This window comes from Aurantimonas aggregata, from assembly GCF_010500835.1.
GTDB classification, from domain to species: Bacteria; Pseudomonadota; Alphaproteobacteria; order Rhizobiales; family Rhizobiaceae; genus Aurantimonas; species Aurantimonas aggregata.
The window spans coordinates 36,025-61,775 of sequence record NZ_JAAAMJ010000004.1 but is presented as its reverse complement, the minus strand read 5'-3'; the positions used below and the strand labels follow the sequence as shown (position 1 = coordinate 61,775).

At 68.0% G+C, this 25,751-nt stretch carries 32 protein-coding genes; 16 read left to right on the top strand and 16 right to left on the bottom strand.

All coding sequences use genetic code 11. From position 1 onward, the window contains the following. Positions 1 to 96 precede the first annotated feature (96 nt). A complete protein-coding gene (locus tag GTW51_RS08145; protein ID WP_163043421.1) occupies positions 97 to 702 on the top strand; it encodes an LOG family protein in 606 nt (201 codons plus the stop codon). A 122-nt stretch (positions 703 to 824) separates the two neighbouring features. Further along, entirely contained in the window at positions 825 to 2,375 is a 1,551-nt protein-coding gene (locus tag GTW51_RS08140; RefSeq protein WP_163043420.1) for a bifunctional GNAT family N-acetyltransferase/carbon-nitrogen hydrolase family protein, read from the top strand. 6 nt (positions 2,376 to 2,381) lie between these two features. Here GTW51_RS08140 and rarD read toward each other — a convergent pair whose 3' ends face one another. From rarD to pip (GTW51_RS08120), 4 genes are all read right to left on the bottom strand, one after another. Further along, positions 2,382 to 3,314: an EamA family transporter RarD gene (gene rarD, locus GTW51_RS08135; RefSeq protein WP_163043419.1), complete on the bottom strand. Its 933-nt coding sequence runs from the start codon at positions 3,312 to 3,314 to the stop codon at positions 2,382 to 2,384. Between the two features lie 110 nt (positions 3,315 to 3,424). Then, positions 3,425 to 4,390, bottom strand: coding sequence for a prolyl aminopeptidase (pip, locus tag GTW51_RS08130; RefSeq protein WP_163043418.1), 966 nt, complete (start codon positions 4,388 to 4,390; stop codon positions 3,425 to 3,427). Then, entirely contained in the window at positions 4,387 to 4,857 is a 471-nt protein-coding gene (locus GTW51_RS08125) for a GFA family protein (RefSeq protein WP_163043417.1), read from the bottom strand. Before GTW51_RS08125 ends, pip (GTW51_RS08130) begins: the two co-directional genes overlap by 4 nt. 63 nt (positions 4,858 to 4,920) lie before the next feature. Further along, entirely contained in the window at positions 4,921 to 5,886 is a 966-nt protein-coding gene (gene pip / locus GTW51_RS08120) for a prolyl aminopeptidase (protein ID WP_163043416.1), read from the bottom strand. 126 nt (positions 5,887 to 6,012) lie between these two features. Between pip (GTW51_RS08120) and GTW51_RS08115 the strand changes: the two genes are divergently transcribed. Continuing rightward, entirely contained in the window at positions 6,013 to 6,258 is a 246-nt protein-coding gene (locus GTW51_RS08115) for a type II toxin-antitoxin system Phd/YefM family antitoxin (RefSeq protein WP_163043415.1), read from the top strand. Next, positions 6,255 to 6,674, top strand: a complete 420-nt coding sequence (locus tag GTW51_RS08110) for a type II toxin-antitoxin system VapC family toxin (RefSeq protein WP_163043414.1) — start codon at positions 6,255 to 6,257, stop codon at positions 6,672 to 6,674. Before GTW51_RS08115 ends, GTW51_RS08110 begins: the two co-directional genes overlap by 4 nt. 656 nt (positions 6,675 to 7,330) lie before the next feature. On the opposite strand, the gene cysS is transcribed toward GTW51_RS08110, so the two are convergent. Beyond that, positions 7,331 to 8,845 carry a cysteine--tRNA ligase gene (gene cysS / locus GTW51_RS08105; RefSeq protein WP_163043413.1) on the bottom strand — a complete coding sequence of 505 codons (1,515 nt, stop codon included), beginning with the start codon at positions 8,843 to 8,845 and terminating at the stop codon, positions 7,331 to 7,333. A gap of 144 nt (positions 8,846 to 8,989) precedes the next feature. On the opposite strand from cysS, the gene GTW51_RS08100 reads away from it, so the two are divergent. Then, positions 8,990 to 9,433 carry a hypothetical protein gene (locus tag GTW51_RS08100; protein WP_163043412.1) on the top strand — a complete coding sequence of 148 codons (444 nt, stop codon included), beginning with the start codon at positions 8,990 to 8,992 and terminating at the stop codon, positions 9,431 to 9,433. Positions 9,434 to 9,449: 16 nt separating this feature from the next. Here GTW51_RS08100 and GTW51_RS08095 read toward each other — a convergent pair whose 3' ends face one another. Beyond that, complete coding sequence (locus tag GTW51_RS08095) at positions 9,450 to 10,208, bottom strand: SOS response-associated peptidase (RefSeq protein ID WP_163043411.1); 759 nt, start codon at positions 10,206 to 10,208, stop codon at positions 9,450 to 9,452. A 53-nt stretch (positions 10,209 to 10,261) separates the two neighbouring features. On the opposite strand from GTW51_RS08095, the gene GTW51_RS08090 reads away from it, so the two are divergent. The 4 genes from GTW51_RS08090 (at position 10,262) to GTW51_RS08075 (ending at position 12,488) form a co-directional block, all read left to right on the top strand. Beyond that, a complete protein-coding gene (locus GTW51_RS08090; protein ID WP_163043410.1) occupies positions 10,262 to 10,690 on the top strand; it encodes an NUDIX domain-containing protein in 429 nt (142 codons plus the stop codon). Between the two features lie 97 nt (positions 10,691 to 10,787). Beyond that, positions 10,788 to 11,234 carry a TIGR02301 family protein gene (locus GTW51_RS08085; RefSeq protein WP_163043409.1) on the top strand — a complete coding sequence of 149 codons (447 nt, stop codon included), beginning with the start codon at positions 10,788 to 10,790 and terminating at the stop codon, positions 11,232 to 11,234. A 104-nt stretch (positions 11,235 to 11,338) separates the two neighbouring features. Further along, positions 11,339 to 11,599: a hypothetical protein gene (locus tag GTW51_RS08080; protein ID WP_163043408.1), complete on the top strand. Its 261-nt coding sequence runs from the start codon at positions 11,339 to 11,341 to the stop codon at positions 11,597 to 11,599. A gap of 67 nt (positions 11,600 to 11,666) precedes the next feature. Beyond that, positions 11,667 to 12,488, top strand: coding sequence for a hypothetical protein (locus tag GTW51_RS08075; protein ID WP_163043407.1), 822 nt, complete (start codon positions 11,667 to 11,669; stop codon positions 12,486 to 12,488). A gap of 9 nt (positions 12,489 to 12,497) precedes the next feature. Here the strand turns inward: GTW51_RS08075 and GTW51_RS08070 are convergent, their stop codons facing one another. Together GTW51_RS08070 and GTW51_RS08065 are read right to left on the bottom strand one after the other, a co-directional pair. Continuing rightward, positions 12,498 to 13,031: an ankyrin repeat domain-containing protein gene (locus GTW51_RS08070; protein ID WP_163043406.1), complete on the bottom strand. Its 534-nt coding sequence runs from the start codon at positions 13,029 to 13,031 to the stop codon at positions 12,498 to 12,500. A 41-nt stretch (positions 13,032 to 13,072) separates the two neighbouring features. Next, the gene (locus GTW51_RS08065) at positions 13,073 to 14,407 is read right to left on the bottom strand and encodes a dihydroorotase (RefSeq protein ID WP_163043405.1); all 1,335 of its coding nucleotides are present in this window, start codon (positions 14,405 to 14,407) and stop codon (positions 13,073 to 13,075) included. Positions 14,408 to 14,481: 74 nt separating this feature from the next. Here GTW51_RS08065 and ygfZ point away from each other — a divergent pair, with 74 nt between their 5' ends. The 6 genes from ygfZ to GTW51_RS08035 all read left to right on the top strand — a co-directional run bounded on the left by ygfZ (position 14,482) and on the right by GTW51_RS08035 (position 17,931). After that, a complete protein-coding gene (gene ygfZ, locus GTW51_RS08060; protein ID WP_163043404.1) occupies positions 14,482 to 15,336 on the top strand; it encodes a CAF17-like 4Fe-4S cluster assembly/insertion protein YgfZ in 855 nt (284 codons plus the stop codon). Then, positions 15,333 to 15,977, top strand: a complete 645-nt coding sequence (locus tag GTW51_RS08055) for an HD domain-containing protein (RefSeq protein WP_163043403.1) — start codon at positions 15,333 to 15,335, stop codon at positions 15,975 to 15,977. Before ygfZ ends, GTW51_RS08055 begins: the two co-directional genes overlap by 4 nt. A gap of 32 nt (positions 15,978 to 16,009) precedes the next feature. Continuing rightward, positions 16,010 to 16,525, top strand: coding sequence for a tyrosine phosphatase family protein (locus GTW51_RS08050; protein ID WP_163043402.1), 516 nt, complete (start codon positions 16,010 to 16,012; stop codon positions 16,523 to 16,525). Between the two features lie 99 nt (positions 16,526 to 16,624). Beyond that, positions 16,625 to 16,975: a type II toxin-antitoxin system Phd/YefM family antitoxin gene (locus GTW51_RS08045; RefSeq protein WP_163043401.1), complete on the top strand. Its 351-nt coding sequence runs from the start codon at positions 16,625 to 16,627 to the stop codon at positions 16,973 to 16,975. Continuing rightward, on the top strand, positions 16,972 to 17,598 hold the full coding sequence (locus tag GTW51_RS08040) for a hypothetical protein (RefSeq protein ID WP_343033963.1): 627 nt from the start codon (positions 16,972 to 16,974) through the stop codon (positions 17,596 to 17,598). The genes GTW51_RS08045 and GTW51_RS08040 overlap by 4 nt, the downstream gene beginning before the upstream one ends. A 99-nt stretch (positions 17,599 to 17,697) precedes the next feature. Next, positions 17,698 to 17,931, top strand: coding sequence for a hypothetical protein (locus tag GTW51_RS08035; RefSeq protein ID WP_163043400.1), 234 nt, complete (start codon positions 17,698 to 17,700; stop codon positions 17,929 to 17,931). Between the two features lie 121 nt (positions 17,932 to 18,052). On the opposite strand, the gene panB is transcribed toward GTW51_RS08035, so the two are convergent. Next, positions 18,053 to 18,871: a 3-methyl-2-oxobutanoate hydroxymethyltransferase gene (gene panB, locus GTW51_RS08030; RefSeq protein ID WP_163043399.1), complete on the bottom strand. Its 819-nt coding sequence runs from the start codon at positions 18,869 to 18,871 to the stop codon at positions 18,053 to 18,055. Continuing rightward, entirely contained in the window at positions 18,868 to 19,737 is an 870-nt protein-coding gene (gene panC / locus GTW51_RS08025) for a pantoate--beta-alanine ligase (protein WP_163043398.1), read from the bottom strand. The genes panB and panC overlap by 4 nt, the downstream gene beginning before the upstream one ends. Before the next feature lie 186 nt (positions 19,738 to 19,923). Here panC and GTW51_RS08020 point away from each other — a divergent pair, with 186 nt between their 5' ends. Next, positions 19,924 to 21,156 carry an MFS transporter gene (locus tag GTW51_RS08020; protein WP_163043397.1) on the top strand — a complete coding sequence of 411 codons (1,233 nt, stop codon included), beginning with the start codon at positions 19,924 to 19,926 and terminating at the stop codon, positions 21,154 to 21,156. Between the two features lie 9 nt (positions 21,157 to 21,165). On the opposite strand, the gene recO is transcribed toward GTW51_RS08020, so the two are convergent. The 6 genes from recO to pyrE form a co-directional block, all read right to left on the bottom strand. Continuing rightward, positions 21,166 to 21,903 (bottom strand): DNA repair protein RecO, encoded by a 738-nt coding sequence (gene recO, locus GTW51_RS08015; protein WP_163043396.1) that lies wholly within the window; start codon positions 21,901 to 21,903, stop codon positions 21,166 to 21,168. 44 nt (positions 21,904 to 21,947) lie between these two features. Further along, positions 21,948 to 22,895 (bottom strand): GTPase Era, encoded by a 948-nt coding sequence (gene era, locus GTW51_RS08010; RefSeq protein WP_203565966.1) that lies wholly within the window; start codon positions 22,893 to 22,895, stop codon positions 21,948 to 21,950. Further along, on the bottom strand, positions 22,892 to 23,605 hold the full coding sequence (gene rnc, locus GTW51_RS08005) for a ribonuclease III (protein WP_163043395.1): 714 nt from the start codon (positions 23,603 to 23,605) through the stop codon (positions 22,892 to 22,894). Before rnc ends, era begins: the two co-directional genes overlap by 4 nt. Further along, positions 23,593 to 24,327 (bottom strand): signal peptidase I, encoded by a 735-nt coding sequence (gene lepB, locus GTW51_RS08000; RefSeq protein ID WP_163043394.1) that lies wholly within the window; start codon positions 24,325 to 24,327, stop codon positions 23,593 to 23,595. Before lepB ends, rnc begins: the two co-directional genes overlap by 13 nt. 85 nt (positions 24,328 to 24,412) lie before the next feature. Next, complete coding sequence (locus GTW51_RS07995; RefSeq protein WP_163043393.1) at positions 24,413 to 25,021, bottom strand: DUF2062 domain-containing protein; 609 nt, start codon at positions 25,019 to 25,021, stop codon at positions 24,413 to 24,415. 111 nt (positions 25,022 to 25,132) lie between these two features. Continuing rightward, complete coding sequence (pyrE, locus tag GTW51_RS07990) at positions 25,133 to 25,711, bottom strand: orotate phosphoribosyltransferase (protein ID WP_163043392.1); 579 nt, start codon at positions 25,709 to 25,711, stop codon at positions 25,133 to 25,135. Between the last annotated feature and the right edge of the window lie 40 nt (positions 25,712 to 25,751).

Sequence of the window (25,751 nt, the reverse complement as noted above, 5' to 3'; positions counted from 1 at the left end):
GTCGGCCCTGCTGACCACGTCCGACACCGCTCCGCCGGGACGTCGCGCTGCGCTTCATGCTTGACCTGCAATGGCCTACGGCCGACTTTCCATTCCATGAATCCGATTCGTTCCGTGTGCGTCTATTGCGGGTCCTCCGCCGGGCGCGATCCCCATTACGTCGAAAGCGGCCGGCGGCTCGGCCGCGACATGGCCGAGGCCGGCATGCGGCTGGTCTATGGCGGCGGCACGCGCGGCATCATGGGTGCCGTCTCGGACGGCGTCGTCGCCGGAGGTGGCCAAGTGACCGGCATCATACCGCGCTTCCTCATCGACATGGAGGCGACCGAGCGCGAGCTGAAGCGGCTCGACGAACTCGTCGTCACCGAGGACATGCACGAGCGCAAGCACCTGATGTTCCAGCGCTCCGACGCCTTCGTGGCGCTGCCCGGCGGCATCGGCACGCTGGAGGAGCTGGTCGAGATCATGACCTGGAGCCAGCTCGGCCGGCACGCCAAGCCGATCGTCATCGCCAATGTCGGCGGGTTTTGGGATCCGCTCGCCCGACTCTTCGACCACATGAGAGACGAGGGCTTCATCCACAGCGCCCATCAGGTGCAGCCGATCGTCATCGACGACGTCGCCGACATCGTGCCGCGGCTGGCCGCGTTGCAGCTGCCCGAGGCCGACGAAGGCCGCGCCGAGATCATCGAGCGGCTCTGACCGCGAAATCCCGTCCTTTGGCGTTTATCGGTTGCGTTCGGCGTCTATCGGCCTAGATGCGGACATGCGGCAAACGCCGCCCTCCCCGATTCTGCGACATCGCGACAAGGACCCGCCCTCTCATGGCCGAAAAGCGCTCGACCCCGACGATCGAAGTCCGCAACGCGACGAAACACGACGTCGATGCCATCATCGCGCTGTCGTCCAAGGTATTTCGCGAGGAGATCGGCTACACGCGCGGCATGATCCTCGGCCAGCTCTCGGCCTTTCCCGAGGGCCAGTTCGTCGTCGTCTATGAGGGCGACATCGTCGGCTATGCGGCGACGATGATCCTGCCCGAGGAGAAGGCGCTCGCCCAGCACAGCTGGGCCGAGGTCACCGGCGGCGGCTATGCGGCGATGCACGACCGGCGCGGCGAATGGCTCTACGGCACCGAGGTCTGCGTCGATCCGGACCGGCGGCGCCTGCGGATCGGCAAGCGGCTGTACGATGCGCGGCGCCGGCTCTGCCAGGATCTCGACCTCAAGGGCATCGCCTTCGGTGGCCGCATCCCCGGCTATCGCCGCAACGCCAGCCGCTACCCCTCGGCCGACGCCTATCTGGATGCGATCCGCGCCGGCGAGGTGAAGGATCCTGTGGCGTCCTTCCACCTTGCGGCCGGCTTCGAGCCGGTGCGCGTGCTCGAGAACTACTACCCGAGGGACGAGGCGTCGCGTGGCTTTGCCGCGCTGATGGTCTGGCGCAATCCCTATTACGATCCGTCGCGCGATGACCAGCCGGTCAATCGCGGCAATCCCGACGTCGTCCGCGTCGTCACTGTGCAGATGAAGGCGCGGCGTATCGGCCAGCCGCAGGATTTCTACGACGCGGTGGAATATTTCGTCGACGTCGCGTCCGAGTATGGCGGCGACTTCGTGGTGTTCCCGGAACTGTTCACGCTGATGCTGCTGTCCTGCGAGGCCGAGGAGTTGAAGCCGGAGGCGGCGATCGCCCGCCTCACCGAGCACACGCCCGACTTCGTCGAGCGGCTGACCGCGATGGCGATCCGCCGCAACATCAACATCATCGGCGGCAGCCACGCGACCCGCACCGAGGCCGGCGCCATCCAGAACCTCGGCTACGTGTTCCTGCGCGACGGGTCGGTGCATGTGCGCGAGAAGATCCACCCGACGCCGAACGAGCGCCAGAACTGGCAGATCAAGGGCGGCGACCGGGTCGAGACGATCGAGACCGATTGCGGGCCGATCGGCGTGATGATCTGCTACGATTCGGAGTTCCCGGAGGTCGCGCGACGGCTCACCGACCAGGGCGCGCGGATCCTCTTCGTGCCGTTCAACACCGACACCCGCCACGGCTATCTGCGCGTGCGCTACTGCTGCCAGGCGCGGGCTATCGAGAACCAGTGCTACGTCGTGACCTCGGGCATGACCGGCAATCTCGGCAATGTCGACAATCTCGACATCGAATACGCCCAGTCGGCGATCTTCACGCCGTGCGACTTCCCCTTCGCCCGCGACGGCATCGCCGCCGAGGCGTCGGAGAACATCGAGATGGTGACGGTTGCCGACCTCAACCTCGCGACGCTCAACTGGGCCCGCTACGAGGGTTCGGTGCGCAATCTGCGCGACCGGCGGCTGGACCTCTACCGCACCCGCTGGTCCGACGGCGGCTGAGACGCCTTAGCCGGCAGGCGCAGTTTCGAGCGCCTGCCGCGCCTGCCGCGCCCACCGCTCGGCCCGCGTCGAGCGAAACAGCGCCACCGTGTAGAGGATCAGCGCCGCCCAGATGAAGGCGAAGGCGACCAGCTGCCAGGCGCTGAACGGCTCGCCGAAGACGAACACTGCCGTCAGGAAGATCAGCGTCGGCACGCTGTATTGCAGGATGCCGATCGTCGAATAATGCAGGAGCCGCGCGCCGGACGCGTAGAGGATGAGCGGGATCGCCGTCAGCGGCCCTGCCCCCACGAGCATCACGGTCTCCCAGCCATTGCCGAGGAAGTGGCCTTCGGTCGGCAGGAAGGCGATGAGCAGCAGGCAGGGCAGCGCCAGGATCGCCACCTCGAGGAAGAACCCCTCCGAAGCGCCGACCGGCACCATCTTGCGCAATAGGCCATAGGTTCCGAAGGTCACGGCGAGGATCAGCGAGATCCACGGCAGGCCGCCCGCCTTGAAGGTCAGGATCGCGACGCCGATCGATGCGAGCCCGATCGCCACCGACTGGGTGCGGTTCGGCCGCTCCCCCAGCACCAGCGCCCCGAGCAACACGTTGACCAGCGGGTTGATGTAGTAGCCGAGCGCCGCCTCGATCGCGTGGCCGGAGACGATGGCGTAGACATAGGTGCCCCAGTTCACCGAGATCAGCATCGCTGTGACGGTCGCCAGCGCCAGCGTCCGCAGGTCGGTGAAATGCCGCCAGACGCCGCCCAGCAGGCCCTGCCACCACAGGATCAGCAGGGCGAAGGGGATTGCCCAGACGACCCGGTGCCCGACGATCTCGAGCGGCGAGACGTTCTCGAGCAGCTTCATGTAGATCGGCAGGATCAGGCCCCAGATCGCGTAGGCGCCGAGGGCGTAGGTGAATCCCCGACGCTGTGCGGAATCGCCCGCTGGCATGGCTTGGGTCCAATGGTGGTTGAGGGTCAGAGCGGTCTAGCAGACGCTCGCTGCACCGCCACCCGAATTAAGGTTATCTCTGCAATCACCATCGCTGATGGATGGGGCCCTCAGCCGTCGGCGAAACGGTCCGTCGCCTCGATCAGATGGTGCAGGATACCGGGCTCTGAGAACGCGTGGCCGGCGCCCTCGACCAAGTGGAACTCAGCCCGCGGCCAGGCCTTGCCGAGTTGCCAGGCGATGCGCGCCGGACAGGGCATGTCGTAGCGGCCGTGGATGATCGCCCCCTCGATCTCCCGCAGCCTGCCCGCGTCGCGCAGCAGCTGGCCTTCCTCCAGCCATCCGGCATGGACGAAATAATGGTTCTCGATCCGCGCGAAGGCGAGCGCGAAGGATGGATCGCCAAACTGTCCGCCGACCGCCTCGTCCGGCAGCAGCGTGATCGTCTCGCCCTCCCAGAGGCTCCATGCAAGGGCGGCTTCGGCCTGCGCCGCCTTGTCCTCGCCGACGAGGCGGCGGCGATAGGCCGCCATCATGTCGCCGCGCTCGGCTTCCGGGATGGGCGCCAGGAATCGTTCCCATTTGTCCGGGAACATCTCGGACACGCCGAACTGGTAGTACCAGGCGAGCTCAGCCTTCGTCAGCGTGTAGATTCCCCGCAGGATCAATGCACTGACCCGCTCGGCATGAGTCTCGGCATAGGCCAGCGCCAGGGTCGAGCCCCAGGAGCCGCCGAAGACCAGCCATTGGTCGACGCCGACCATGACCCGCAGCCGCTCGATGTCGTCCACCAGGTGCCAGGTCGTGTTGGCTTCCAGCGACGCGTGCGGGGTGGAGCGCCCGCAGCCGCGCTGGTCGAAGATCAGGACGTCGTAGCGGGACGGATCGAACAGCCGGCGATGCACCGGCGACGCGCCGCCGCCCGGCCCGCCGTGCAGGAATACCGCCGGCGTACCGCCCTTGGTGCCGCAGCGCTCCCAGTAGATCCGATGGCCGTCGCCGACATCCAGCATGCCGTGCTCGTAGGGCTCGATCTCGGGATAGAGACCGCGCAATTCCCCGTCCTGCCTGCTCATGCTCTTGCCTGTTCGTCGGAGTCGGGCGCGTCGGCGTGCTGGCAGGATTCAATCGAGCGCAGAAACGCCTGCGCCTCCTCATCGTCTTCGGTCCGGCGCGCCGGCAGCTCATGCAAGCGGTCGACATAAGCGATCTTGCCCTCGACGCCGAACTGGAGCGTCGGCAGGATCGCGGCAGGATCGTCGAAGGCGCCGATCGCGAGGCCGACGCCGTCCGGCGCCTCGTAGGTCAGCGGCGTGCCGCAGGACGGGCAGAAGCCGCGCGTCACATGGTTCGACGAGCGGAACCGCGTCGGCTCGACCTTCGTCCAGACCAGCGCGCCGTCCGGCACGGACACCAGCGGCGCGAAGAAATTGCCGAAGGCCTTCTGGCACATGCGGCAATGGCAGATCGACGCCTTGCCGAGGTCGCCCTCGACGCGAAAGCGCACGGCGCCGCACTGGCAGCCACCGGTGTGAAAACTCATGACGGTCAGGCTCCGTTGAAACAGCTCAGGTGATCTTAGTGCGTGGCCCGCCCGCCGCCAGCCTCAGGCCTTGCCGGCGAAACGATCCGTCGCCTTCAGCAACTCGTTGAGGATGCCGGGCTCGGCAAAGGCGTGCCCTGCCCCTTCGACCATGCGGTAGTCTGCGCGCGGCCAGGCCTGCGCCAGCTGCCAGGAGGTGATCGCCGGAGTCACCACGTCGTAGCGGCCCTGGACGATGACGGCCGGAATGTCCCGCAGCCGCTCGACATTGTCGATCAGTTCGCCCTCCTCCAGCCAGAGATCGTGCGAGAAGAAATGGTTCTCGATGCGGGCAAAGGCGATCGTCCCGTCCGAGACCGGGCCGGAGGACGCGCCCTCCCCGCCGCGGCCGGTCCGCATCGTCACCGTGGCGGATTCCCAACCGGTCCAGGCCCGCGCCGCCTCGGCCCGCACCGCCCGGTCGGGGTCGTTCAGCCGCCGTCCATAGGCCGCCAGCAGGTCGTCCTGTTCGGCATCCGGGATCGGTCCGAGCAGGTTCTCCCAGCGATCGGGGAAGAGCCGGTTGGCGCCCGCCTCGTAGAACCAGTCGAGTTCGGAGCGCCGGCCGGTGAACACGCCGCGCAGGATCATGCCGCTGACCCGCGTCGGGTGCCGCTCGGCATAGGCCAGCGCCAGCGTCGCGCCCCAGGAGCCGCCGAACAGCAGCCAGCGATCGGCACCGGTGAGGATCCGCAGCCGCTCGAGATCGGCGACGAGATGCCAGGTGGTGTTGGCCTCCAGCGAGCCGAGCGGCGTCGAGCGCCCGCAGCCGCGCTGGTCGAACAGAAGGATGCGGTACCTGGCCGGATCGAACAGCCGCCGGTGCTGCGACGAGGCGCCGCTGCCGGGCCCGCCATGCAGGAACACCACGGGCAGGCCGTCCGGATTGCCGCAGAGCTCGTAATAGATCTGGTGGCCGTCGCCGACGTCGAGCCGCCCGGTCCGGTAGGGCTCGATGGCGGGATAGGGCTTGCGGAAGGAGTCGGTCATGCTGAAGCTACTAGGGCGATTCCCGCGAATTTGCACCACCGCAAGCTGCAATCCCCTTCTGCACCGTGCTTGCCGCTACCGCTGGAAATGGCTATATTTTCTGTACATTTTTCGGAAGGCTTCCTCATGGCAGACAAGACCGTGACGGCGACCCAGTTCAAGGCCGACTGCCTCAAGCTGATCGACGCGATGAACGCCAGCGGCGAACCGGTGACCGTCACCCGCCATGGCAAGCCAGTCGCGCGGTTGGTGCCGGTAGAGGCGGACATTCCCCAGCCATCGCTGTTCGGCTCGATGAAGGGTACGATCCATTACGCTGACGACCTGATCGAGCCGGCGGCGGACCCCTTGGATTGGGAAGCGCTTCGTTGAGCTTGCTCGATACGCATTGCCTCATCTGGTACCTGAACGGCGACACACGGATGGGGCCAAAGACGAGAGCGCGAATAGAGGCGGATTGGGGTTCAGGCAGTGGCGCCGCCGGCATTGCTGCCATGACGCTCTGGGAAATTGCGATGCTCGTCTCCAAGGGCCGCCTCAGCGTCGGTCAGGATCTCGGCAGCTGGTTCGCCTCGCTGCTCGGCGACGGTGGGGTGCAACTCCTCGCCTTGGATGCCCGTGTCGCGGTAGACAGCGTGAGCTTGCCGGGCTCGTTCCACAGCGATCCGTCCGACCGCCTGATCGTCGCCACGGCCAGGTGCCATGACATGCCCCTTCTGACCGCCGACCGTGCCATCCTTGCCTATGGCGCCGAGGGCCACGTGCAGGCAATCAACGCAACGCTCTAGGCGGGCGCAAGCGTCGCCGCGGTTGCGCGCTGCGGGTACCGTCTCTCTCGCCCGGCGTTATCCTCCCGGAGCTCGACCGTCGGCTCTTGTTTCCACCGTCAACGGCGCCTGCGTGGCAGGGAGGCACGTCGCCGCCCGCAGCGTGAACGGCGCTGACTGGATCCTCGGGACGGGGCCCGAGGATGACGTCCATGGGATGGATCGGCCGTTCACCGACGGTGGCGGAGCGGCCTGGTTCTGCAGCGTCAGGCATTGCCCATGGGAAGGGTTTCCCGCGACGACAGCGACAAGAATGGGTCTGCGCCCATCACGGCCGTCATCCTCGGGCCCGTCCCGAGGATCCAGGCCTCGGGATTCAACCGCAGGCGCAGAAGGTCGAGCTGGTAGCATCCCCCAAGCCAGCCCGCCGCGCTCAACGGTCGCGCCACCCCTCGCAGATGCGCCCGCTCCCTCCCCGCGGCGTCATCACCGGGCTTGACCCGGGAATCATTCCAAGCCGCCGGGACTGCCCAATCGGCGCAGAAGAGGTGCGTATCCTCGCCCGGGATGCCCGTGTCAGCGCGGAGGAATGGGTCCCCAGGTCAAGCCCGGGGATGACGCCGGCATGGGGGGCAGCCATAGCCTCCCGAGCCTGAGCGCTGCAGCATCGGGCGAACCTACCGCTTCACCTCCCAGGTCGTGATCCGCTCGCCACTCTCGGGGTCCTTGCCGTCCTTCAGCTGGATGCCCTCAGCCAGCAACTCGTCGCGGATCCGATCGGCTTCGGCGAAGTTCTTGGCGCGCAGCAGGTCGAGGCGTTCGTCGATGATCGTCTGGACGGCTTCTTCCGAAATCCCATTTTGCTCGGCAATTGCCGCTTCAATCAGATGGTCGAAGCCAAGAAGCCGTAGCGCCGCCAGCAACGGCGTGACGTCCGGAGAATAGGGTTCCCCACCAGCATCTCGGCGGAAGAGCCACTTGAGGTTCCCTCTAAGCTTCTGAATTACCGAGTAGGTCTCTAGGTCGTTGCATAACGCGTCTGTGATCTCAGAGCCAGCTGATTGTATATCAACATCACTGATGCCAGTTATCCTGTTCTGGCGGACGCCTGTGCTCACCGCCCGGCGCCAATCCGTCAAAATCGCCTCCGCCTCCTCCAGCCGCTTGACGCTGAAGTCGATCGGCTCGCGGTAATGCGTCATCAGCATCGCGAGCCGCAGCACCGGGCCCGCCCATTTCCGGCCGCCAAAATTTTCCGTGTGCAACAGGTCGTGGATGGTGACGAAATTGCCGTCCGACTTCGACATCTTGCGGCCTTCGACCTGCAGATAGCCGTTGTGCATCCAGATCTGCGCCATCGTGTCGGTGCCGTGGGCGCAGCGCGACTGGGCGATCTCGTTCTCGTGGTGCGGGAAGATCAGGTCGAGCCCGCCGCCATGGATGTCGAACTCCTCGCCGAGCAGCGCGCCGCTCATCACCGAGCACTCGATGTGCCAGCCCGGCCGGCCGCGGCCCCAGGGCGAGTCCCAGCCGGGCTCGTTCTCGGCCGAGAGCTTCCACAGCACGAAATCGCCGGGGCTGCGCTTGTGGCTGTCGACGGCGACGCGGGCGCCGGCGCGCTGCTCGTCGAGCTTGCGGTTGGACAGCCGGCCGTAATCCGGCATCGAGGTGACGTCGAACAGCACCTCGCCGCCGGCCTGGTAGGCGTGGCCCCGCTCGATCAGCGTCGCGATCATCGCCACCATGTCCTGCCCGTCGGCGCGGCCGGCGACGTAGTCGGTGGCGCGCGGCTCGACGGTGGGCGGAAGGCAGCCGAGTTCGGCAACGTCCTCGTGGAACTGCTCGGCGGTCTTCGCCGTCACCGCCGCGATCGCGGCGTTCAGCGGCAGATCGGGATAGTCGCGCGCCGCCCGCGCGTTGATCTTGTCGTCGACGTCGGTGATGTTGCGCACATAGGTGACGGCATCGGCGCCATAGAGCTGGCGCAGCAGCCGGAACAGCACGTCGAAGACGATGACGGGGCGGGCATTGCCGATATGGGCGAAGTCGTAGACCGTCGGCCCGCAGACATACATGCGAACCCGCCGGTCGGCCTCGGGCGTGCCCGTATCCCGCCAGTCGAGCGGGCGGAATTCCTCCTTGCGCCGCGTCATCGTGTTCCAGAGCGTCAGGCCGCGAAAGCCGTCATCCATCGGTCTGCCTCGATCGTGTTGTGCGGGGCGCCGCGCGCCGTTGGCGCGGGCTGCCTCGTTTGACTGCCGCCGTTGTTGCATCGTCGCCATGACGCCTTTGCCAGTCGGCGGGCTCTGGCTAGCGCCAAACAGCCCGCCTGACAAATGCGCGGCGCTGCTCGCGCAAGCGTGATTCCGGCGAGCGGTGACGGGCTTGCGGCCGGCTTCTGCACGAAACCTCCGCCAAATGGTGAGCCGGCAAAAATTCTTGCCCGTGGCGAGTTCCGCCATTGTGACAGGAATGCAACGCAGAACCCTATAGCGACACAACGGCTTAGCGCCGTCAGTTCCGTGATCGCTTCTGCCCATAATCTGGCACAATCGAAGTGCCGGATCATCCTCCCAGCAGCCCACGGACCCATGGCCATGATGACGAAGAGTGTTGAGTTCAAATCCAAGCGCGAACGCGAGCAGGAGGTCGATCTTGCCAAGAACTATCGCGCCATCGGCATCCCGGCCATCGCCGCCGCCAGCCAGTCTTGGCTGAAAGCCAAGGCGCCCAGGCTGCAGCGCGACGAGACCTTTCCGGCGATGATTCCGGCCGAGTGATCCGCCGCCGCCGCGACTAGAACAGGCTGCCCTGCGCCTCGCCATCCGGCGGGGTCACCCCGACTTGCGTTGCTTCGGCGTTTTCCGCGATCGGTGCCTGGACGTCCGGCCCGGTATTGGCAACCTTGTTGACCCGGTCGGATATGCGGACGATGGCGAAGAAATCGTCGTCGGGCGGCGACAGGATATCTGCTACCGCCGCCGGGTCGTAGTCCCGGCAATCCAGCCATCGCGCATAATCGGCTTCGACCACCACGATCGGGGTCCGGTCATGGATCGCCGCGATCGGGCCCGAGGCCGCCGTCGTCAGGATCGCGGCCGTGTCGATCTCGCCGCCATCCGGCCCCTGCCAGGTCTCCATCAGGCCTGCAAAGGCGAAGGGTCTTCCGTCGGCGGCTTTCAGGAAATGCGGCTCGGACTTCGCCTTGCCCTGCCGCCGCCACTCGTAGAAACCGGTGGCGGGCACGAGGCAGCGGCGATAGCGCATGGCGCCGCGAAAGGCGTTCTTCTCCGCCGCCGTCTCCGCCCGGGCATTGATCAGCAGCGGAAAGCTCTTCAAATCCTTGACCCAGCCGGGGATCAACCCCCATCTCGCCAGCAACGCCCTGCGGTTCGGCCGATTGGCGCCAGGCCGCTCCGCCTCGCCGCCGATCGCGACCAGGATCGGCTGCGTCGGCGCGATGTTGTAGCGCGGCGGAAACGGGTCCAGATCGATCAGGGCCAGCAGTTCGGCCACCGCATCGGGTGGCGCGGTCAGGGTGAAGCGTCCGCACATGGACCGTGTTTGAGCCGCAGCCGGCCGCCGAAGTCAATCGTCAGAGGTACCCCATGCTCGATCGCCCCACCCGCCCGTTGCTCGGCGTCTCGCTGTGCCTCTCCGGCTCAGGCCGCATCCTGCTCGTCGAGCGCAGTCGCGATCCCTTTGCGGGGCGGCTCAGCCTGCCGGGCGGCGGCGTCGACTTCGGCGAGCGGCTGGAAGTGGCGGCGCGGCGCGAACTGGCCGAGGAAACCGGGATCAGCACCGGCACGCTGCGATTCGTGACGCTGCACGAGGCGATCGGCGGGCAGTTCCACGCGGTGATCGCCGTCTTCGCCGGGGCCTTGCCGGCAGACGCCGTGCCGCAGGCCGGAGACGACGCGGCGCGGCTGCATTTTCTCACCCTGGAGGAGATCGAGGCTGCCGAGCGCGTCCAGCGCACCACGCCGGGCCTTGCCGAAATCGTCGAGAAGGCCGTCAACGCCACGCTCGTCCACTGATTCCCGGCTGTTGCGGGAAGAGCGCAGCGTGCCCCCGATCGGGCGCCGAAGCGGCCCGGCGCTTGCATAGTCGTTAATGAAATCGGAAAGTTTTCGCATGTGCGTTCGGCCTCTCATCACTCTGCTCGTCCTGGCGTCCGTGGTCTTCGGCCCGGTCGGCGCGGCACGTGCGCAGACCGAGACGCCGGCGGCGGAGGAAGAGGCGCCTGCGGCCGAGGAATCGGCGGCGGTGATGCCCAGCGACGCCCCCTATCTGCGGCCGATGGGCCGTCTCGCCGCGATCTTGGGCTCCATGCACTTCCTGCGGCGGCTCTGCGGGGACGCCGAGGCGGATCTCTGGCGGGTCAAGATGCAGGAGCTGATCACCGCCCAGGCGCCGAACGAGGCCGACCGGCGACGCCTGGTCGCGAGCTTCAACAGCGGCTACCGGGCCTTCGAATCGACCTATCGGCACTGCACGCCGGCAGCGCAGGTGGCGGTCAGCCGGTATCAGAGCGAGGGCGCCTCGCTGGCGCGCGAGATCGGCGTCAGGTACGGGAATTAAGGTGGGGTTAACGATTTCGGAAGAGTGCGGCGATTTTCGCGCCCGGATCGTGCTAGGGACCTTAACGGGACGTGAAGCCGAAGGGCTGCAATTGAGGGGTTCAGATGATCGATTTGCACGGGGCCGAGCTCGAAGAGCTGATCCAGGCCGAGAAGAAGCAGGTCGCCTTCGAGTACCATAACGAAGCCTGGGCCGACGGTATCTCCGACGGCATCGAGGCCGAGATCCTCGCCGAGACGGCGATCACCACCGCGCTGACCGAGCTGATCCGCCTGCACGGCGAAGACGACGTGCTGACCATGGTCGAATCGCTGCGCCAGCGAATCGAGTTCGGCGAGTTTCGTTCGGACCGGACCATCCAGTAATCGCCTGCCCGTTTCCGCCCCGCGTGCCGGCCCTGCCGGCAGCCGCCCTGCAGAGGTATTGACGCCTGTGCGCCGTACCAGCCTCGTCCTGACAGTTGCTGCCATCCTGACGGTGTTCGCCGCCGGGGATCGCGTCGCGGCCTTCTCGCGGATCGATCCCGGCGAGGGACGCTCCGATTCGCGCGAGGGCATCATCGCCGTGCCGCTGCCGCCGCTCCCCTCGCCCCACGGCACGGCGCCCGCGGCCGTCCCCGAGCCCTCATCCCAGGAAGAGGAAGGCACCGACGCGGGCGAGGAACCGCTGCCGCCGGCTCACGGGCCGAACGATGCGCTGGTCCCGTCCCGTCAAGGCGACCCGACCGACGACAACGGGATCGCGCCGACGCCGCTGCGGGAGGGCGCGGCGACCGCCGAGCCCCTGGCCGCCGAGATCGCCTATGGCGACGACGCCCTGCCCCGCCCGGTGCGCGACCTGCGGGCGAAGCTCATGGAGATCGCCCGCAGCGGCGAGATCGAACGGCTGCGGCCCTATATCGAGACCGGCGACGACGGCACGGTGCTCACCTTCGGCCCGACCATCGACGACCCGATCGAGTTCCTGAAAGCCAGCTCCGGCGACGGCGAGGGCGTCGAGACGCTGGCGATCATGCTGGAGATCCTCGAGGCCGGCCATGCCCGCGTCGAGCCGAATGCATCGAACGAGATCTTCGTCTGGCCGTATTTCACCCAGGTCCATCTCGAGGATTTGACGCCGCCGCAGAAGGTCGAGCTGTTCGAGCTGGTCACCGCCGGGGACTACCAGGGCATGCTGGATTTCGGCGGCTACAATTTCTACCGGCTCGGCATCTCGCCGGATGGGCGCCTGGCGTTCTTCGTCGCCGGCGACTGACGGCCGCCGCTAGTTCGTCGACGCCAGCCGCTCGTCGAGCAGCGCGATCGCCTCCGCCGCCCCCATCACCGACGCCGCATCCCGCGCCGTCGTGCCCTCCGGGGTTCGGGCGGCAATGTCCGCCCCGCGCTCCAGCAGGCAATCCAGCAGTTCGGTGCGGTTGAACATCGCCGCCATCATCAGCGGCGTGCGACCGTCCGGGCCCGCCCCGTCGACCCTGGCGCCGTGATCGAGCAACAGCCGGGCGATGGCGACCTCGCCCTTGAACGCCGCACCCGCCAGCGGCGTCTGGCCGCGATCGTTGACCAGCTCCGGATCGGCGCCGCGCCTCAGCAGCAGCTCCGTCAGCGCCGCGTGGCCGTGATAGCTCGCCAGCATCAGCAGGCTGTCGCCCTTGTCGTTGCGGAAATTGATCGGCAGGCCGTGGTCGAGAAACGCCATCATCGCCTCGGCATCGCCGTTGCGGGCGGCCTCGAAGACGCGCGCCGCCAGCGCCTGCGTCGCTTCCTCGACAGCGGCCGGGTCGGGGGATTCGTCGGTCATCGCATGCTCCTCGGTATGGCTATCGGCAGGCCTTGCTTCACTCAGAGCCTCGCCAGCGTCTCGACGAATTCCGCCGGCTCGCCCTGCGAGGCCGTAACGATCTCGCCCTCCCACATGACCCGGTTGCCGCGCACGAAGGTGCCGACCGGCCAGCCGGTGACCCGCCTGCCGTCATAGGGCGTCCACTGCGCGCGCGAGCCGATCCAGTCGTTCTCGATCGTGGCTTCGCGCTTCAGGTCGACGATGGTGAGGTCGGCGTCGTAGCCGAGCGCGATGCGGCCCTTGCCGGCGAGGCCGAAGATGCGCTGCGGGCCGGCCGAGGTGAGGTCGACGAAGCGCGGCAGGCTCAGCCGACCGTTGGCGACATGGTCGAGCATGATCGGCACCAGCGTCTGGACGCCGGTCATCCCCGACGGCGACTGCGGATAGGGCTTGGCCTTTTCCTCCAGCGTGTGCGGCGCGTGGTCGGAGCCGAGCACGTCGATGACACCCGCCGCGATGCCGCGCCAGACGCCGTCGCGGTGGCGCCCCTCGCGCACCGGCGGGTTCATCTGCAGCTTGGTGCCGAGGCTGGCGTAGTCGTCGGCGGTCAGCGTCAGATGATGCGGCGTCGCCTCGCAGCTGGCGTTGCGCTTGTGGGCGGCGAGGAAGTCGATCTCCTCCGCCGTCGAGATGTGCAGCACGTGGATGCGCGCCCCGGTTTCCTCGGCGATGGCGACGAGCCGTTCGGTGCAGCGCAGCGCCGCGATTTCGTCGCGCCAGACCGGGTGCGAGGCGGGATCGCCGGCGACCCTCAGCCCGGCGCGCTCGCGCAGGCGGAATTCGTCCTCGGAATGGAAGGCGGCGCGGCGGCGGGTCGCCGACAGGATTTCGCGCACGCCGTCGTCGTCCTCGACCAGCAGCGACCCGGTGGAGGAGCCCATGAACACCTTGATGCCGGCAGCCCCCGGCAGGCGCTCGAGCTCCCTTATGTCGGCGACGTTGTCCCGCGTGCCGCCGACCCAGAAGGCGAAGTCGCAATGCATGCGGCCCCTGCCGCGCCGCACCTTGTCGGCGAGCGCCGCCTCGCTGGTGGTCAGCGGGTCGGTATTCGGCATCTCGAAGACGCAGGTGACGCCGCCCAGTACCGCCGCGCGCGATCCGGTCTCCAGATCTTCCTTGTGCTCGGCGCCCGGCTCACGGAAATGCACCTGGCTGTCGATGACGCCGGGCAGGATATGCAGCCCCGTGCAGTCGACGACCGCGGCGGCCGATGCGGGATCGAGCGACCCGATCGCGACGATGCGGCCGCTGCGGATGGCGATGTCGCGAACACCCGCGCCATCCTGGTTCACCACCGTCCCGCCCGTCAGCAGCGTGTCGTATGTCGTCGCCATCGTCGTCTCTCCGCTTGTCCCGCCGGCGCGCCCGGCTTACGTAAATGCGCCTGATCACACAAGCGAGCTGCCCCATGCCCGTCGCCCGCCTCGCGGATCGCGCCGCCCTCCTCGTTACCGGCGAGCCCGCCGAACATTTCCTGCAGACGCTGATCACCGCCGATCTCGACGGTCTCGGCGAAGCCGAGATGCGCCCCTCCGCGCTGCTCACCCCGCAGGGCAAGATCCTGTTCGAGTTCCTGATCGGCCGGGTGCCGGGCGGCTTCCGGCTGGATGTCGCGAAACCCGCCAGCGAGGCCTTCGCCAAGCGCCTGGCGATCTACCGGCTGCGTACCAAGGTGACCATCGAGCCAAGCGAAGATCCCGTCTACGCCGTCTGGGACGAGGCCGTCGAGACCGCCAGCGCGCTGCGGGACCAGCGTTTTCCCGATCCGGTCTGGCGTATCTACGGCGCCCCTCCCGAGGGGATACCAGAGGCCGAGCCCGCGGATTTCGAGCGGCTGCGGATCCGTGCGGGCATCGCCGAATCGGACACCGACTATCCGGGCTCCGAGGTCTTCCCGCATGACGTGCTGCTCGACCAGAATGGCGGCGTCTCGTTCAAGAAGGGCTGCTTCGTCGGCCAGGAAGTCGTCTCGCGCATGCAGCACCGCGGCACGGCACGCCGCCGGCTGATGCTGGTCGAGGCCGACGGGCACCTGACCCCGGGCGTGAACATCGAGGCGAAGGGCCGGACCATCGGCACGGTGCTCTCGGCGTCCGGCTGCGACGGCTTCGCGCTGATCCGCATCGACAAGCTCGCCGACGCGCTGGTGGCGGATGCCGAGCTGACGGCGGACGGCGTCATCGTCACCGCCACCGTGCCTCCCTGGGCCGGCTTCGCGCTGCCCGAGCCCGCCGCTGCCGGCACGACGGAAGACGCCGAATGAGCCGGACGGCGGGGACCAAGCCGGCGCGCGTCTGGCAGCGCATGCTGTCCGGGCGTCGGCTCGACCTGCTCGACCCCTCGCCGCTCGACGTCGAGATCGAGGACATCGCGCATGGCCTGGCGCGCGTTGCCCGCTGGAACGGCCAGACGCGCGGCGACCATGCCTTTTCGGTCGCGCAGCATTCGCTGATCGTCGAGACGCTGGTGGCCGCCGGCGGTGCCGAGCCGCGCTGGTGCCTCGCCGCCCTCCTCCACGACGCGCCGGAATACGTCATCGGCGACATGATCTCGCCCTTCAAGAGCGTCATGGGCGGCGACTACAAGCTTGTGGAAGGGCGGCTGCAGGCGGCCGTAAACCTGCGCTTCGGCCTGCCGGCCTCCCTCCCCGCCGCCGTCGAGAAGGCGATCAAGGTCGCCGACCGGGTCTCGGCCTATCACGAGGCGGTGCTGCTGGCGGGCTTTGCGGCGAAGGAAGCCGCGACCTTCTTCGGCAAGCCCGCCGCCGAGCTGGTCGAGCCCGCCGCCTTCACCCCGGTGCCGACCGCCGCCACCGAACAGGCCTTCCTCGCCCGCTTCGCCGCGCTCGACGCGGCGTGCCGCCAGCCGGCGCACGATGTCGCAGGCGCCGCCGGGCGGGGATGACATCGGCCACCCGCGACCCATAGTGAGAGCCCATGACCTATCTCGTCGTCTCCTCCCTCGCCGAACTCCACGCCACCGTCGCCGACCACGGCGCGCTCGACCTCGTGACGCTGATCAACGCCGACACGCCGGTGCCCCGCCCGCCCTCGATCGCGGCGGACCGGCATCTCTTCCTCGGCTTCAACGACATCGTCGAGGAGATCGACGGCATGACCGCCCCGGCGGTCCACCACATCGACCAGCTGCTGGAATTCGGCGCCCGCTGGAACCGCGAGAAGCCGCTGGCGATCCACTGCTTTGCCGGGATCAGTCGCTCCACCGCCGCCGCCTACATCACCGCCACGGCGATCAACCCCGACCTCGACGAACAGGCCCTCGCCGAGGAACTGCGCCGCCGGGCGCCCTCCGCCACCCCCAACGCCCGCCTCGTCGCCTTCGCCGACGACCGCCTCGGCCGCGGCGGCCGCATGGTCGACGCGATTCGATCGATCGGGAGGGGCGAGGAAGCCTATTCGGGCACGCCGTTCATCTTGCCGCTGGTGTTGTGAGGGGCGCTCGATAGCGGGCTGAAGCGAAGCGACCGCGACCGGCGCGTTGTCGCCGGAAACTGAAAGACGTATAATACGTCTTCAGGTCAGGAGGCTCGCATGCAGGCTTTCACATCGATCGACCTTCAGAAGCAGACCGGCGACGTTCAGCGCGCAGCATCCCGCGAGGGGGCGGTGATCACCTCGCACGGCAAGCCACGGAACGTCATGCTGTCGGTGGAGGAGTTCTGCCGGCTGAAGCGCATCGCCCAGGAGGCCGTGCCACCGTCCTTGCTCACCTGCGGCGGGGTCACCGTTCGGCACGCTCGGGACCCGCTCGGCTACGATATCAGGAACTTCCGGACGGCCGCCCGACAGATGGCGGAGGATGCCTTGGCGGCGACCAACGACGATGCGGTCGAGGCCGAGCTGGCCGCCGTGCGCAAGAAGTTCGGGCGCCGGCTGCCGTGATCGACCGTCCCGACGTTGCCGATAGAAGGTCGCCGCGTTTCCTGATCATGGACAACACACCCCTGTCCTTGCTCGGATGCATCGAGGCGCTGGACTGGTTGTTCGAGCCCGGATGCCCGGTGACGATCACGGACATGGTTGTCGCTGAAGCTATCCGCGATCCCGGCGATGCCAAAGACCAGCGACGCGGAACGCGTGCTTACATCAGCGGCTGGCTGCAAGAAAACCGCGCCAGGCTTACCATCTTGGATACGGCGGAGGGTGCCCGCTACCATCGCGAGATGCATCTCTGGGAACGCGCCGGAAGGCCGGGGGACTTGCGTCCTTCATGGCGCGACCGCGGCGAACGGAGCCTCCTTTCGGCTGTTCAGGTCCTGAAGCAGGCCCTTCAACTCGATGAGGAAATCATCGTCATCGTCGACGACCGTGACGCGCGCGATGCCGTCAGGGCCGTTCGCGCAGACCTCACGATGATGGGAACCAGGACCTTCATCCGCTGGATGGACGAGGATTTCGGGGTCAGCGGTGCCGACACCGCGTGGCAGGCCATCAGGCTGGCGACGGACGACACCGCCGACGCGGGCGAGGATGCCGACCCTGTCTTCGTCAGGAGCGGCTCCTGAAGTTCGATCCCATGCGGGGCCGAATGATCACCGCTGGCCGATCCGCATGGAACGCCCCTCCTGCCCTCTCGTTGGTCCTGCGAACCACAGGAGCCATCCATGACCAACGACAACAAGAACACGCCGCTCACCGAGACCGACATCGCGTCCGACCGGATGGGGAAGAATTCGCTGCAGGCAAACGACCAGGAGAGCGTGCACAACGAGCGCAAGGCCGTGCCGGACGTCAAGCAGGAGACGGACGGCGTCATCGAGAGCTTCGAGAAGCTCGACAAAGACAAGCGCGCCCGCGAGGACCTCGGCAAGGGCAATAGCACCGACAAGGCCGAATAGCCGCGCCGCCGGCCTGTGATACCGACGGGCGCAAGCCGGTCCCGGCGTCGCAGGCTGGCCGGAACGCACCTGACCGCATCCATCGTCGTCGCCCTCAGGTCAGGCCGGTACGTTCAGCCCCTCACCCCCGCGGCTGATAAACGTTCTCCGGCCCCGGGAACGTCCGGCTTCTGACCTCTTCCGCATACGCCCCCACCGCCTTCTCCACCGCGGCGCCGAGGTCGGCGTAGCGCTTGACGAAGCGGGGCGGCCGTTCGGTGAGGCCGAGCATGTCTTCGAGCACGAGGATCTGGCCGTCGCAGGCAGCCGCCGCGCCGATGCCGATCGTCGGCGCGGCGATCGCGGCGGTGATCTCGAGGGCCAGCGGCTCGACGATGCCTTCCAGCACCACGGCGAAGGCGCCGGCGTCGCTGACGGCTTGGGCGTCGGCGAGAATGGCGGCGCGGCCCGCCTCGTCGTGGCCCTGCGTCCTGAAGCCGCCGAGCGCGTTCATCGCCTGCGGCGTCAGGCCGACATGCGCCATCACCGGGATGCCGCGCGCGGCGAGGAATGCGATCGTCTCGGCCATGTGGGCGCCGCCCTCGAGCTTCACCGCGCCGCAGCCGGTCTCGGCCATGACCCGCGCCGCGGTGCGGAAGGCCTCGGCGGGCCCCGCTTCGTAGCTGCCGAACGGCAGGTCGACGACCACCAGCGCCGTCGGCGCCCCGGCCACCACGGCCCGGCCATGGGCGATCATCAGCTCCAGCGAGACGCCGAGCGTCGATTCCATGCCGTGCTCGACCATCGCGAGGCTGTCGCCGACCAGGACGATCTCGACATGGGGGTCGACCAGCCGCGCCATCACCGCGTTGTAGGCGGTGACCGCCACCACCGGCGTCGCGCCCTTGCGGGCCCTGATGTCCGGCGCTGTCAGCCGCTTCTTGCGAATCTCGGCACTCATGGCGTCACTCCCTGTTCTTTCCCCTCGGCAACCCGCTGGTCGATCAGCAGCACCTCGCCGAACAGCGCCGTCACCAGCGTCACCACCGGCCGCTCGCCAATGCGGTCCAACGGCGCCAGCGTCGCCGCATCGCGCAGGTCGAGCGAGCGCAGCGCCGCCCGCGGCTCGGTCGCGATCGTCGCCCGCATCGCCGCCAGCACCGTCTCGGGGTCGCGCTCCCCGGCGCCGATCATCGCCGCGCCCTCCTCCAGCGCCCGCGCCAGCACGACGGCGGCGGCACGATCCGCCGGCGCCAGCCGGACGTTGCGCGACGACAGCGCCAGCCCGTCCGCCTCGCGCACCGTCGGCACCGCGACGATCCCGACAGGCATGGCAAGGTCCGCCACCATCCGGCGGATTACCGCCAGTTGCTGGAAATCCTTTTCGCCGAAATAGGCCCGGTCCGGCTGGACGATGTTGAACAGCTTGGTGACCACCGTCGCGACGCCGCGGAAATGGCCCGGCCGCTGCTCGCCGATCAATATGTCGCCGAGCGGCTCGACCGCGACATGAGCCTGCATCGGCTCGGGATACATCTCGCCCACCGCCGGCGCGAAGACGAAGTCGACCGGATAGGCGGCAAGCTGCTTCAGGTCGCCGGCGACATCGCGCGGATAGGCGTCGAGATCCTCGCCGGGGCCGAACTGCGTCGGGTTGACGAAGATCGTCACCACCACGCGGTCGTTCTCGGCACAGGCGCGTTCTACCAGCGCCAGGTGCCCGTCATGCAGATAGCCCATGGTCGGCACGAGGCCGATCGTCTCGCCGGCGCGCCGCATGGGGGCGAGCGCCGCGCGCAGGGCGGCGATCTCTTCGATTCGTTGCAAAGGCGTCCTCCCGTTCGGCCTCGCGCTGTCTAGACCATCATCGGCGACGGCGGGAGCGGTTTTCGACACGAGTTGATCCAGGAGGCCAAACCCATTCCTCGCGTTGATCGCTGCGATCAGCACAAGGCGTTGTCGCACTGCACGCGGCGGCGATAGGATGACGTCAACGCTGCGAGGAGACTCATCATGGACAGGACAACGCGATCGACAGGCACCGTCTCGGCGCCATGGCTGGCGATCTCCGCCGGCTGCGTCATCGCGCTCCTGACCTTCGGGCCGCGCTCGGCGATCGGCTTCTTCCAGATCCCGATGCTGGCCGACAACGGCTGGAGCCGCGAGGATTTCGCCCTCGCCATCGCGCTGCAGAACCTCTTCTGGGGCCTCGGCCAGCCGCTGTTCGGCGCCATTGCCGACAAATTCGGCACCGCCCGCGTGCTGGTGCTTTCCGGCGTCCTTTATGCGGCGGGCCTGGCCATCACCGCCGTCGCGCCGTCGCCGTTCTGGCTGGTCGTCGGCTCCGGCGTGCTGGTCGGGCTCGGCGTCGCCGCCGGCTCGTTCGGCATCGTGCTGGCCGCCTTCGCAAGGCGGGTATCGGCCGAGCAGCGCTCCTTCGTCTTCGGCCTCGGCACGGCGGCGGGATCGGCCGGCATGTTCGTCTTCGCGCCGCTCAGCCAGGCGCTGATCGACAGCTACGGCTGGTCGGATTCGCTCATGATCCTGTCGGCGATGATGCTGCTGGTGCCGCTGCTGGCCTATGCGCTGCGCGGCAATGCGGCCAGCGCCGGCGCCGCCCGCGCCGAGATGGCGCAGACCATGGGCGCGGCGCTGCGCGAGGCCTTCGCCACCAAGGGCTACCTGCTGCTGACCACCGGCTTCTTCGTCTGCGGCTTCCAGGTGGCGTTCATCACCGCGCATTTCCCCGCCTTCATCGCCGATGTCGGCATCGCGCCGGTCTGGGCGGTGACGGCGCTGGCGCTGATCGGCTTCTTCAACATCATCGGCTCGATCAGCTCCGGCCTGATCGGCCAGCGCTATTCCAAGCCGCATTTCCTCGCGCTGATCTATATTGGCCGCTCGATCGCGGTGACGGCCTTCCTGCTGACGCCGATCACGCCGACCACCATCGTCGTGTTCTCGATCGTCATGGGACTGCTCTGGCTGTCGACCGTGCCGCCGACCAACGCCCTCGTCGCGATCATGTTCGGCACGCGCTATCTCGGCCTGCTCGGGGGCCTGGTCTTCCTGTCGCACCAGGTCGGCTCTTTCCTCGGCGTCTGGCTCGGCGGCTATCTCTACGAGGTCTACGGCTCCTACGACGTCGTCTGGTGGCTCGGCGTCGGGCTTGGGCTGTTTGCCGCCATCGTCCACTGGCCGATCCGCGAGGCGCCGGTGGAGCGCGGCGTGCTGGCGCCGGCCTGAGCTCCCACCTTACGGCAGAAGCTTCGCCCGACTCTTGTCGACGGCTGCGAGAAAGCTGCCGCGCGAGGCGGGCTCGGCGATGCCGCGCGGCTCGAAGACGTGGCGGGCGAGGAAATAGCCCGTCATCCGGTAGGCATCGGCGAGACTCGCGGCGTCGGCGTTCGTGCCCTCGGTGTTGAGAAACGCCGGCAACGGCAGCAGCTTGTCGTGCCACGGCGCGCCGGCCTCGCGGCTGACGGCGCGCCCGGTCTTCGGCGAGACATAGGCGAGGTCGTCGCGCCGGCCGGTGGCGGCGCAGCGCTCGAGGTCCAGCCCGAAGCCGAGTTCCTCCAGCAGCGCGATCTCGAAGCGCAGCATCAGTTCGGCCGCCTTGTCGGGCGTATCCAGATGATCGACGATCACCATCAGGCCGTCATAGAGCCGCGGATGCGGGTCGCGCTCGGCCAAGAGCCGCAGATGCGCCGCGACGAGCTGGATGCCGTTCAGCCCGACGCCATCCTCCATCAGCCGTGCCGCCCGCAGTTCCACCGGCTCGAGGATGAACGTGCCCATGTGCTCGTCGAGCCGGGCCCGCCAGTGCACCTCGACGGAATTGCCCGGCTGCAGCACCGGCTGCTGCTTGCGCGAGCGCCCGCCGCGCACGAGGCCGAGATGGCGGCCGCGCTCCCGCGTCATCACCTCGGCGATGACGCTGGTCTCGCCGTGGCGCTTGACGCCGAGCACGATCGCTTCCTCACGCCATTCCATGCCGGATCAATTCTCTCGCGCCGTCCGCCGGCGCCTCTCTTGGCTCAGCTGGAGAAGTCCAGGCCGATCTCGCGGTAGCGTTCCGGATCGTCGCCCCAGTTCTCGCGCACCTTCACGAAGAGGAACAGGTGCACGGTCTGGTCCGCCGCCTCCATGATCTCCTTGCGGGCGGCCTGGCCGATCGCCTTGATGGTCTCGCCATTGTGGCCGATGACGATGCGCTTCTGGCTGTCGCGCTCGACATAGATCGTCTGCTCGATCCGCACCGAGCCGTCCTTGCGGGTCTCCCACAGTTCGGTCTCGACATGCGAGGAATACGGCAGTTCCTGGTGCAGCCGCAGATACAGCTTCTCGCGGGTGATCTCGGCGGCGAGCTGGCGCAGCGGCAAATCGGTGATCTGGTCTTCCGGATAGTACCAGGGACCCTCGGGCAGGGTCTTGGCGATCCAGTCGATAAGGTCGTCGCAGCCGGAGCCGGTCAGCGCCGAGATCATGAACACCTCGGCGAACTCGACGCGGCTGGTGATCTTCTCGGTGAGGCCCAGCAGCCGGTCGCGCTTGATCCGGTCGACCTTGTTGAGCAGCAGCACCTTGGTCTGCGGCACGTGCTGCACGCGCTCGAGGATCGTCTCGACATCCTCGCTGAGGCCGCGCTCGGCATCGACGATGGCGAGCACGATGTCGGCGTCCCTGGCCCCCGTCCAGGCGGTCTTCACCATGGCGCGGTCGAGGCGGCGTTTCGGCGCGAAGACGCCGGGCGTGTCGACGAAGACGATCTGGGTGCGGTCGCGCATGGCGATGCCGCGCACGATGGCTCTTGTCGTCTGCACCTTGTGGGTGACGATCGACACCTTGGTGCCGACCATCTGGTTAACCAGCGTCGACTTGCCGGCGTTCGGCGCGCCGAGCAGCGCGACGAAGCCCGAGCGGGTCGGGGCCAGTTCCGCCGCCGGGGCGGGCTCGCCCTCCGGCTGGTCTGTTTCGTTGGTCAATTCGTGTCCTTCCAGACAGATTCGCGGATCAGCACCGCAATCGCGGCTTCCTGCTCGGCCAGCCGCTTCGACCGGCCGCTCCCATCCGCGGGTTCGATGCCTTCCACGCTCACCCGGACGGTGAACAGCGGATCATGGTCCGGCCCGGTGCGCTCAACGATGTCGTAGCGCGGCGTGATCGGGCCGCGCGTATGCGCCCATTCCTGCAGCGCCGTCTTCGGGTCCCGCCGGGCTTCCACCGCCTCGTCGAGGCGGCCCGCCCAGTGCCGGACGACGAAGCCGCGGGCGGCGTCGAGGCCTTCCCCCAGATAGATGGCGGCGATCAGCGATTCGACGAGGTCGGCCCGGATGCTCTTGGTGCGCGACCCCTTCAGCTTCTTGAGGTCGCCGCCATGACGGATGAAATCGTAAAGGCCGATCTCGTCGGCGACCTTCGCACAGGTCTCGGCGCTCACCAATGCGTTCAGCCGCAGCGACAGCTCGCCTTCGTCGGCCTGCGGAAACATCGCGAACAGCGTCTCGGCGATCACCAGCCCGAGCACCCGGTCGCCGAGGAACTCCAGCCGTTCGTAGCTGCGTCCGTTGCCACCGCTCGCCGGACGCAGGCTCGAATGGGTCAGCGCCCGCTCCAGGCGCGCCCGGTCCGAGAAGCGGATGCCGATGCGGGCTTCGAGCTCCTCGAGCGGCCGGTCCGCCGTCAGCTTAGCCATGTCGTGATGCGGCTCGGACGCAGTTCCGTCGGCCACTGCCAGATCTCCAGCGGCGAGACGTCGCCTTCGATCGAGAAGAAGATCATCTGGGCCTTGCCGACCAGGTTCTCGAACGGCACGTAGCCGACGTCGAAGCGGCTATCGAGCGAGTTGTCGCGATTGTCGCCCATCATGAAATAGTGCCCGTCCGGGACGACGAATTCGCGCGTGTTGTCGCCGGCCGAGTTCGGGCTGAGATCGAGCGTCATGTAGGAGACGCCGTTCGGCAGCGTCTCGCGATATTGCGGCACGCGCGTCCCGTCCTCGGCGATGAAATCGTCGACGGCCTCTCGCGGTACGGCCTGGCCGTTGATGAACAGGATGCCCTCGCGCATCTGCAGGCGATCGCCCGGGAGCCCGACGATACGCTTGATGTAGTCGGTGTCCTCCTCGCGCGGCTTGCGGAAGACGGCCACGTCGCCGCGGTCGGGATCCGAGCCGAGGATGCGGCCCTCGAACAGGTCCGGCGACAGCGGCATGGAATAGCGCGAGTAGCCGTAGCTCCACTTGGAGACGAACAGGTAGTCGCCGACCAGCAGCGTCGGCATCATCGAGCCCGACGGGATCGAGAAGGGCTGGAAGAGGAAGGTCCGGATCACCAGCGCGAGGATCAGCGCCTGGACGATGACCTTCACGGTCTCGCCGAAGCCGCCCTGTTCCCGCCGTTCGGCCTGCTCGACCATGTTTCGCCCTTCGTCGCCTCTGATTGCGGCACTGCCGCATCGCGCCTTCTATCGGCTCGCCCCCATGGGGGCAATCCGCGCGCTGCTAAACTTCGCCGGGACCCCGGCTCGCGGCCGTCGCCGCACCGAGGCGGGCGGCGGACGATGGCTGGCGCCGGGCCAAAATGCGCCGGGCGCGATGCTTCTGAAAGCTGCGCGCCGCCGAATAGACGAGGCCGTAGCCGAGCAGCCCGGCGGTCAGCCCGATCGGCAGCGACCCGACCAGCATCGGCTTGACGAACGGCGCCCAGATCGACGCGAAATCCATGTGCACCAGCGCCGCACCAAGGCCCCGCGGTGCCTCCCCGGTGATCGGATCAGACCGCAGGACGAACTGGCCGACCTCGTAGGTCAGCCCCCAGATGAACGGAAAGGTGATCGGGTTGCCGACCACCGTGCCGAGTGCCGCGGCGGCCATGTTGCCGGAGATGATATAGGCCAGGGCGAACGCCACGACGAAGTGGAACCCGATCAACGGGGTGAACGAGGCGAAGACGCCCGCCGCGAACCCTGCGGCGATGGCATGCGGCGTCGCGTTCAGCCGCAGCACGCGCTTGCGGAAATACTCGAACGAGCGGGCGTAGGAGCGCCGCGGCCAGACCAGCGTGCGGATCCGGGATGCGAGGTTCTGCGGCTGGCGACGCCTGAACAACATGGTGCTCGCATTCCCCGTCGGTGGTTGCTGGTGACCTGGAGCCGACCCTCTTGCGGATCGCTCAGGCGGCGAAGACTGCAGGGCGGGATCGAAGCCATCCGCCCCGCAAAATCATAGCGTCCGGCTACCCGGCTTGACCGGCGGAATTGCGGCGAGTTCGGGCGGTAGCGCGTCGGCCGGATAGGCCGGCACCGCATATTCCGCCAGCGCGATCAGCGGCACGCCGACATCGACCGTACCGGCCGAGCGGTCGATGATGCAGGCGGCGGCCAGCACCTCGGCGCCGAGGTCGCGCATGCAGGCGACGGTCTCGCGGATCGACAGGCCGGTGGTGACGATGTCCTCGACGATCACGACGCGGTCGCCGGCCGCGACATCGAAGCGCCGGAGCTTGAAGACGCCGGCCTCGCGCTCGACCCAGATCGCCGGGGCGCCTAGATGCCGCGAGGTCTCGTAGGCCGGGATCAGCCCGCCCACCGCCGGGCCGACGACGTAGTCGATCGGCGGCGTGACTTCCGCACGGATGCGCTCGGCCAGCGCCTTGCAGAGACGCTCGGTCAGATGCGGGTGCATGAAGACCCGCGCCTTCTGCAGGAAGGTCGGGCTGCGCAGGCCGGAGGTGAGGATGAAATGGCCCTCCAGCACCGCCCCGGCTTCCCGGAAGATTGCCAGGACCTCTTCGGTCGTCATGTTCACTGCTCCGCATTGCCCGATACCGACTGTCGATACG

Coding starts and splice junctions, on each gene's coding strand:
- GTW51_RS08145 (WP_163043421.1), top strand. CDS start 97: ATGAATCCGATTCGTTCCGTGTGCGTCTATTGCGGGTCCTCCGCCGGG.
- GTW51_RS08140 (WP_163043420.1), top strand. CDS start 825: ATGGCCGAAAAGCGCTCGACCCCGACGATCGAAGTCCGCAACGCGACG.
- rarD (WP_163043419.1), bottom strand. CDS start 3,314: ATGCCAGCGGGCGATTCCGCACAGCGTCGGGGATTCACCTACGCCCTC.
- pip (WP_163043418.1), bottom strand. CDS start 4,390: ATGAGCAGGCAGGACGGGGAATTGCGCGGTCTCTATCCCGAGATCGAG.
- GTW51_RS08125 (WP_163043417.1), bottom strand. CDS start 4,857: ATGAGTTTTCACACCGGTGGCTGCCAGTGCGGCGCCGTGCGCTTTCGC.
- pip (WP_163043416.1), bottom strand. CDS start 5,886: ATGACCGACTCCTTCCGCAAGCCCTATCCCGCCATCGAGCCCTACCGG.
- GTW51_RS08115 (WP_163043415.1), top strand. CDS start 6,013: ATGGCAGACAAGACCGTGACGGCGACCCAGTTCAAGGCCGACTGCCTC.
- cysS (WP_163043413.1), bottom strand. CDS start 8,845: ATGGATGACGGCTTTCGCGGCCTGACGCTCTGGAACACGATGACGCGG.
- GTW51_RS08100 (WP_163043412.1), top strand. CDS start 8,990: ATGCGCGGCGCTGCTCGCGCAAGCGTGATTCCGGCGAGCGGTGACGGG.
- GTW51_RS08095 (WP_163043411.1), bottom strand. CDS start 10,208: ATGTGCGGACGCTTCACCCTGACCGCGCCACCCGATGCGGTGGCCGAA.
- GTW51_RS08090 (WP_163043410.1), top strand. CDS start 10,262: ATGCTCGATCGCCCCACCCGCCCGTTGCTCGGCGTCTCGCTGTGCCTC.
- GTW51_RS08085 (WP_163043409.1), top strand. CDS start 10,788: ATGTGCGTTCGGCCTCTCATCACTCTGCTCGTCCTGGCGTCCGTGGTC.
- GTW51_RS08080 (WP_163043408.1), top strand. CDS start 11,339: ATGATCGATTTGCACGGGGCCGAGCTCGAAGAGCTGATCCAGGCCGAG.
- GTW51_RS08070 (WP_163043406.1), bottom strand. CDS start 13,031: ATGACCGACGAATCCCCCGACCCGGCCGCTGTCGAGGAAGCGACGCAG.
- GTW51_RS08065 (WP_163043405.1), bottom strand. CDS start 14,407: ATGGCGACGACATACGACACGCTGCTGACGGGCGGGACGGTGGTGAAC.
- ygfZ (WP_163043404.1), top strand. CDS start 14,482: ATGCCCGTCGCCCGCCTCGCGGATCGCGCCGCCCTCCTCGTTACCGGC.
- GTW51_RS08055 (WP_163043403.1), top strand. CDS start 15,333: ATGAGCCGGACGGCGGGGACCAAGCCGGCGCGCGTCTGGCAGCGCATG.
- GTW51_RS08050 (WP_163043402.1), top strand. CDS start 16,010: ATGACCTATCTCGTCGTCTCCTCCCTCGCCGAACTCCACGCCACCGTC.
- GTW51_RS08045 (WP_163043401.1), top strand. CDS start 16,625: ATGCAGGCTTTCACATCGATCGACCTTCAGAAGCAGACCGGCGACGTT.
- GTW51_RS08035 (WP_163043400.1), top strand. CDS start 17,698: ATGACCAACGACAACAAGAACACGCCGCTCACCGAGACCGACATCGCG.
- panB (WP_163043399.1), bottom strand. CDS start 18,871: ATGAGTGCCGAGATTCGCAAGAAGCGGCTGACAGCGCCGGACATCAGG.
- GTW51_RS08020 (WP_163043397.1), top strand. CDS start 19,924: ATGGACAGGACAACGCGATCGACAGGCACCGTCTCGGCGCCATGGCTG.
- recO (WP_163043396.1), bottom strand. CDS start 21,903: ATGGAATGGCGTGAGGAAGCGATCGTGCTCGGCGTCAAGCGCCACGGC.
- rnc (WP_163043395.1), bottom strand. CDS start 23,605: ATGGCTAAGCTGACGGCGGACCGGCCGCTCGAGGAGCTCGAAGCCCGC.
- lepB (WP_163043394.1), bottom strand. CDS start 24,327: ATGGTCGAGCAGGCCGAACGGCGGGAACAGGGCGGCTTCGGCGAGACC.
- GTW51_RS07995 (WP_163043393.1), bottom strand. CDS start 25,021: ATGTTGTTCAGGCGTCGCCAGCCGCAGAACCTCGCATCCCGGATCCGC.
- pyrE (WP_163043392.1), bottom strand. CDS start 25,711: ATGACGACCGAAGAGGTCCTGGCAATCTTCCGGGAAGCCGGGGCGGTG.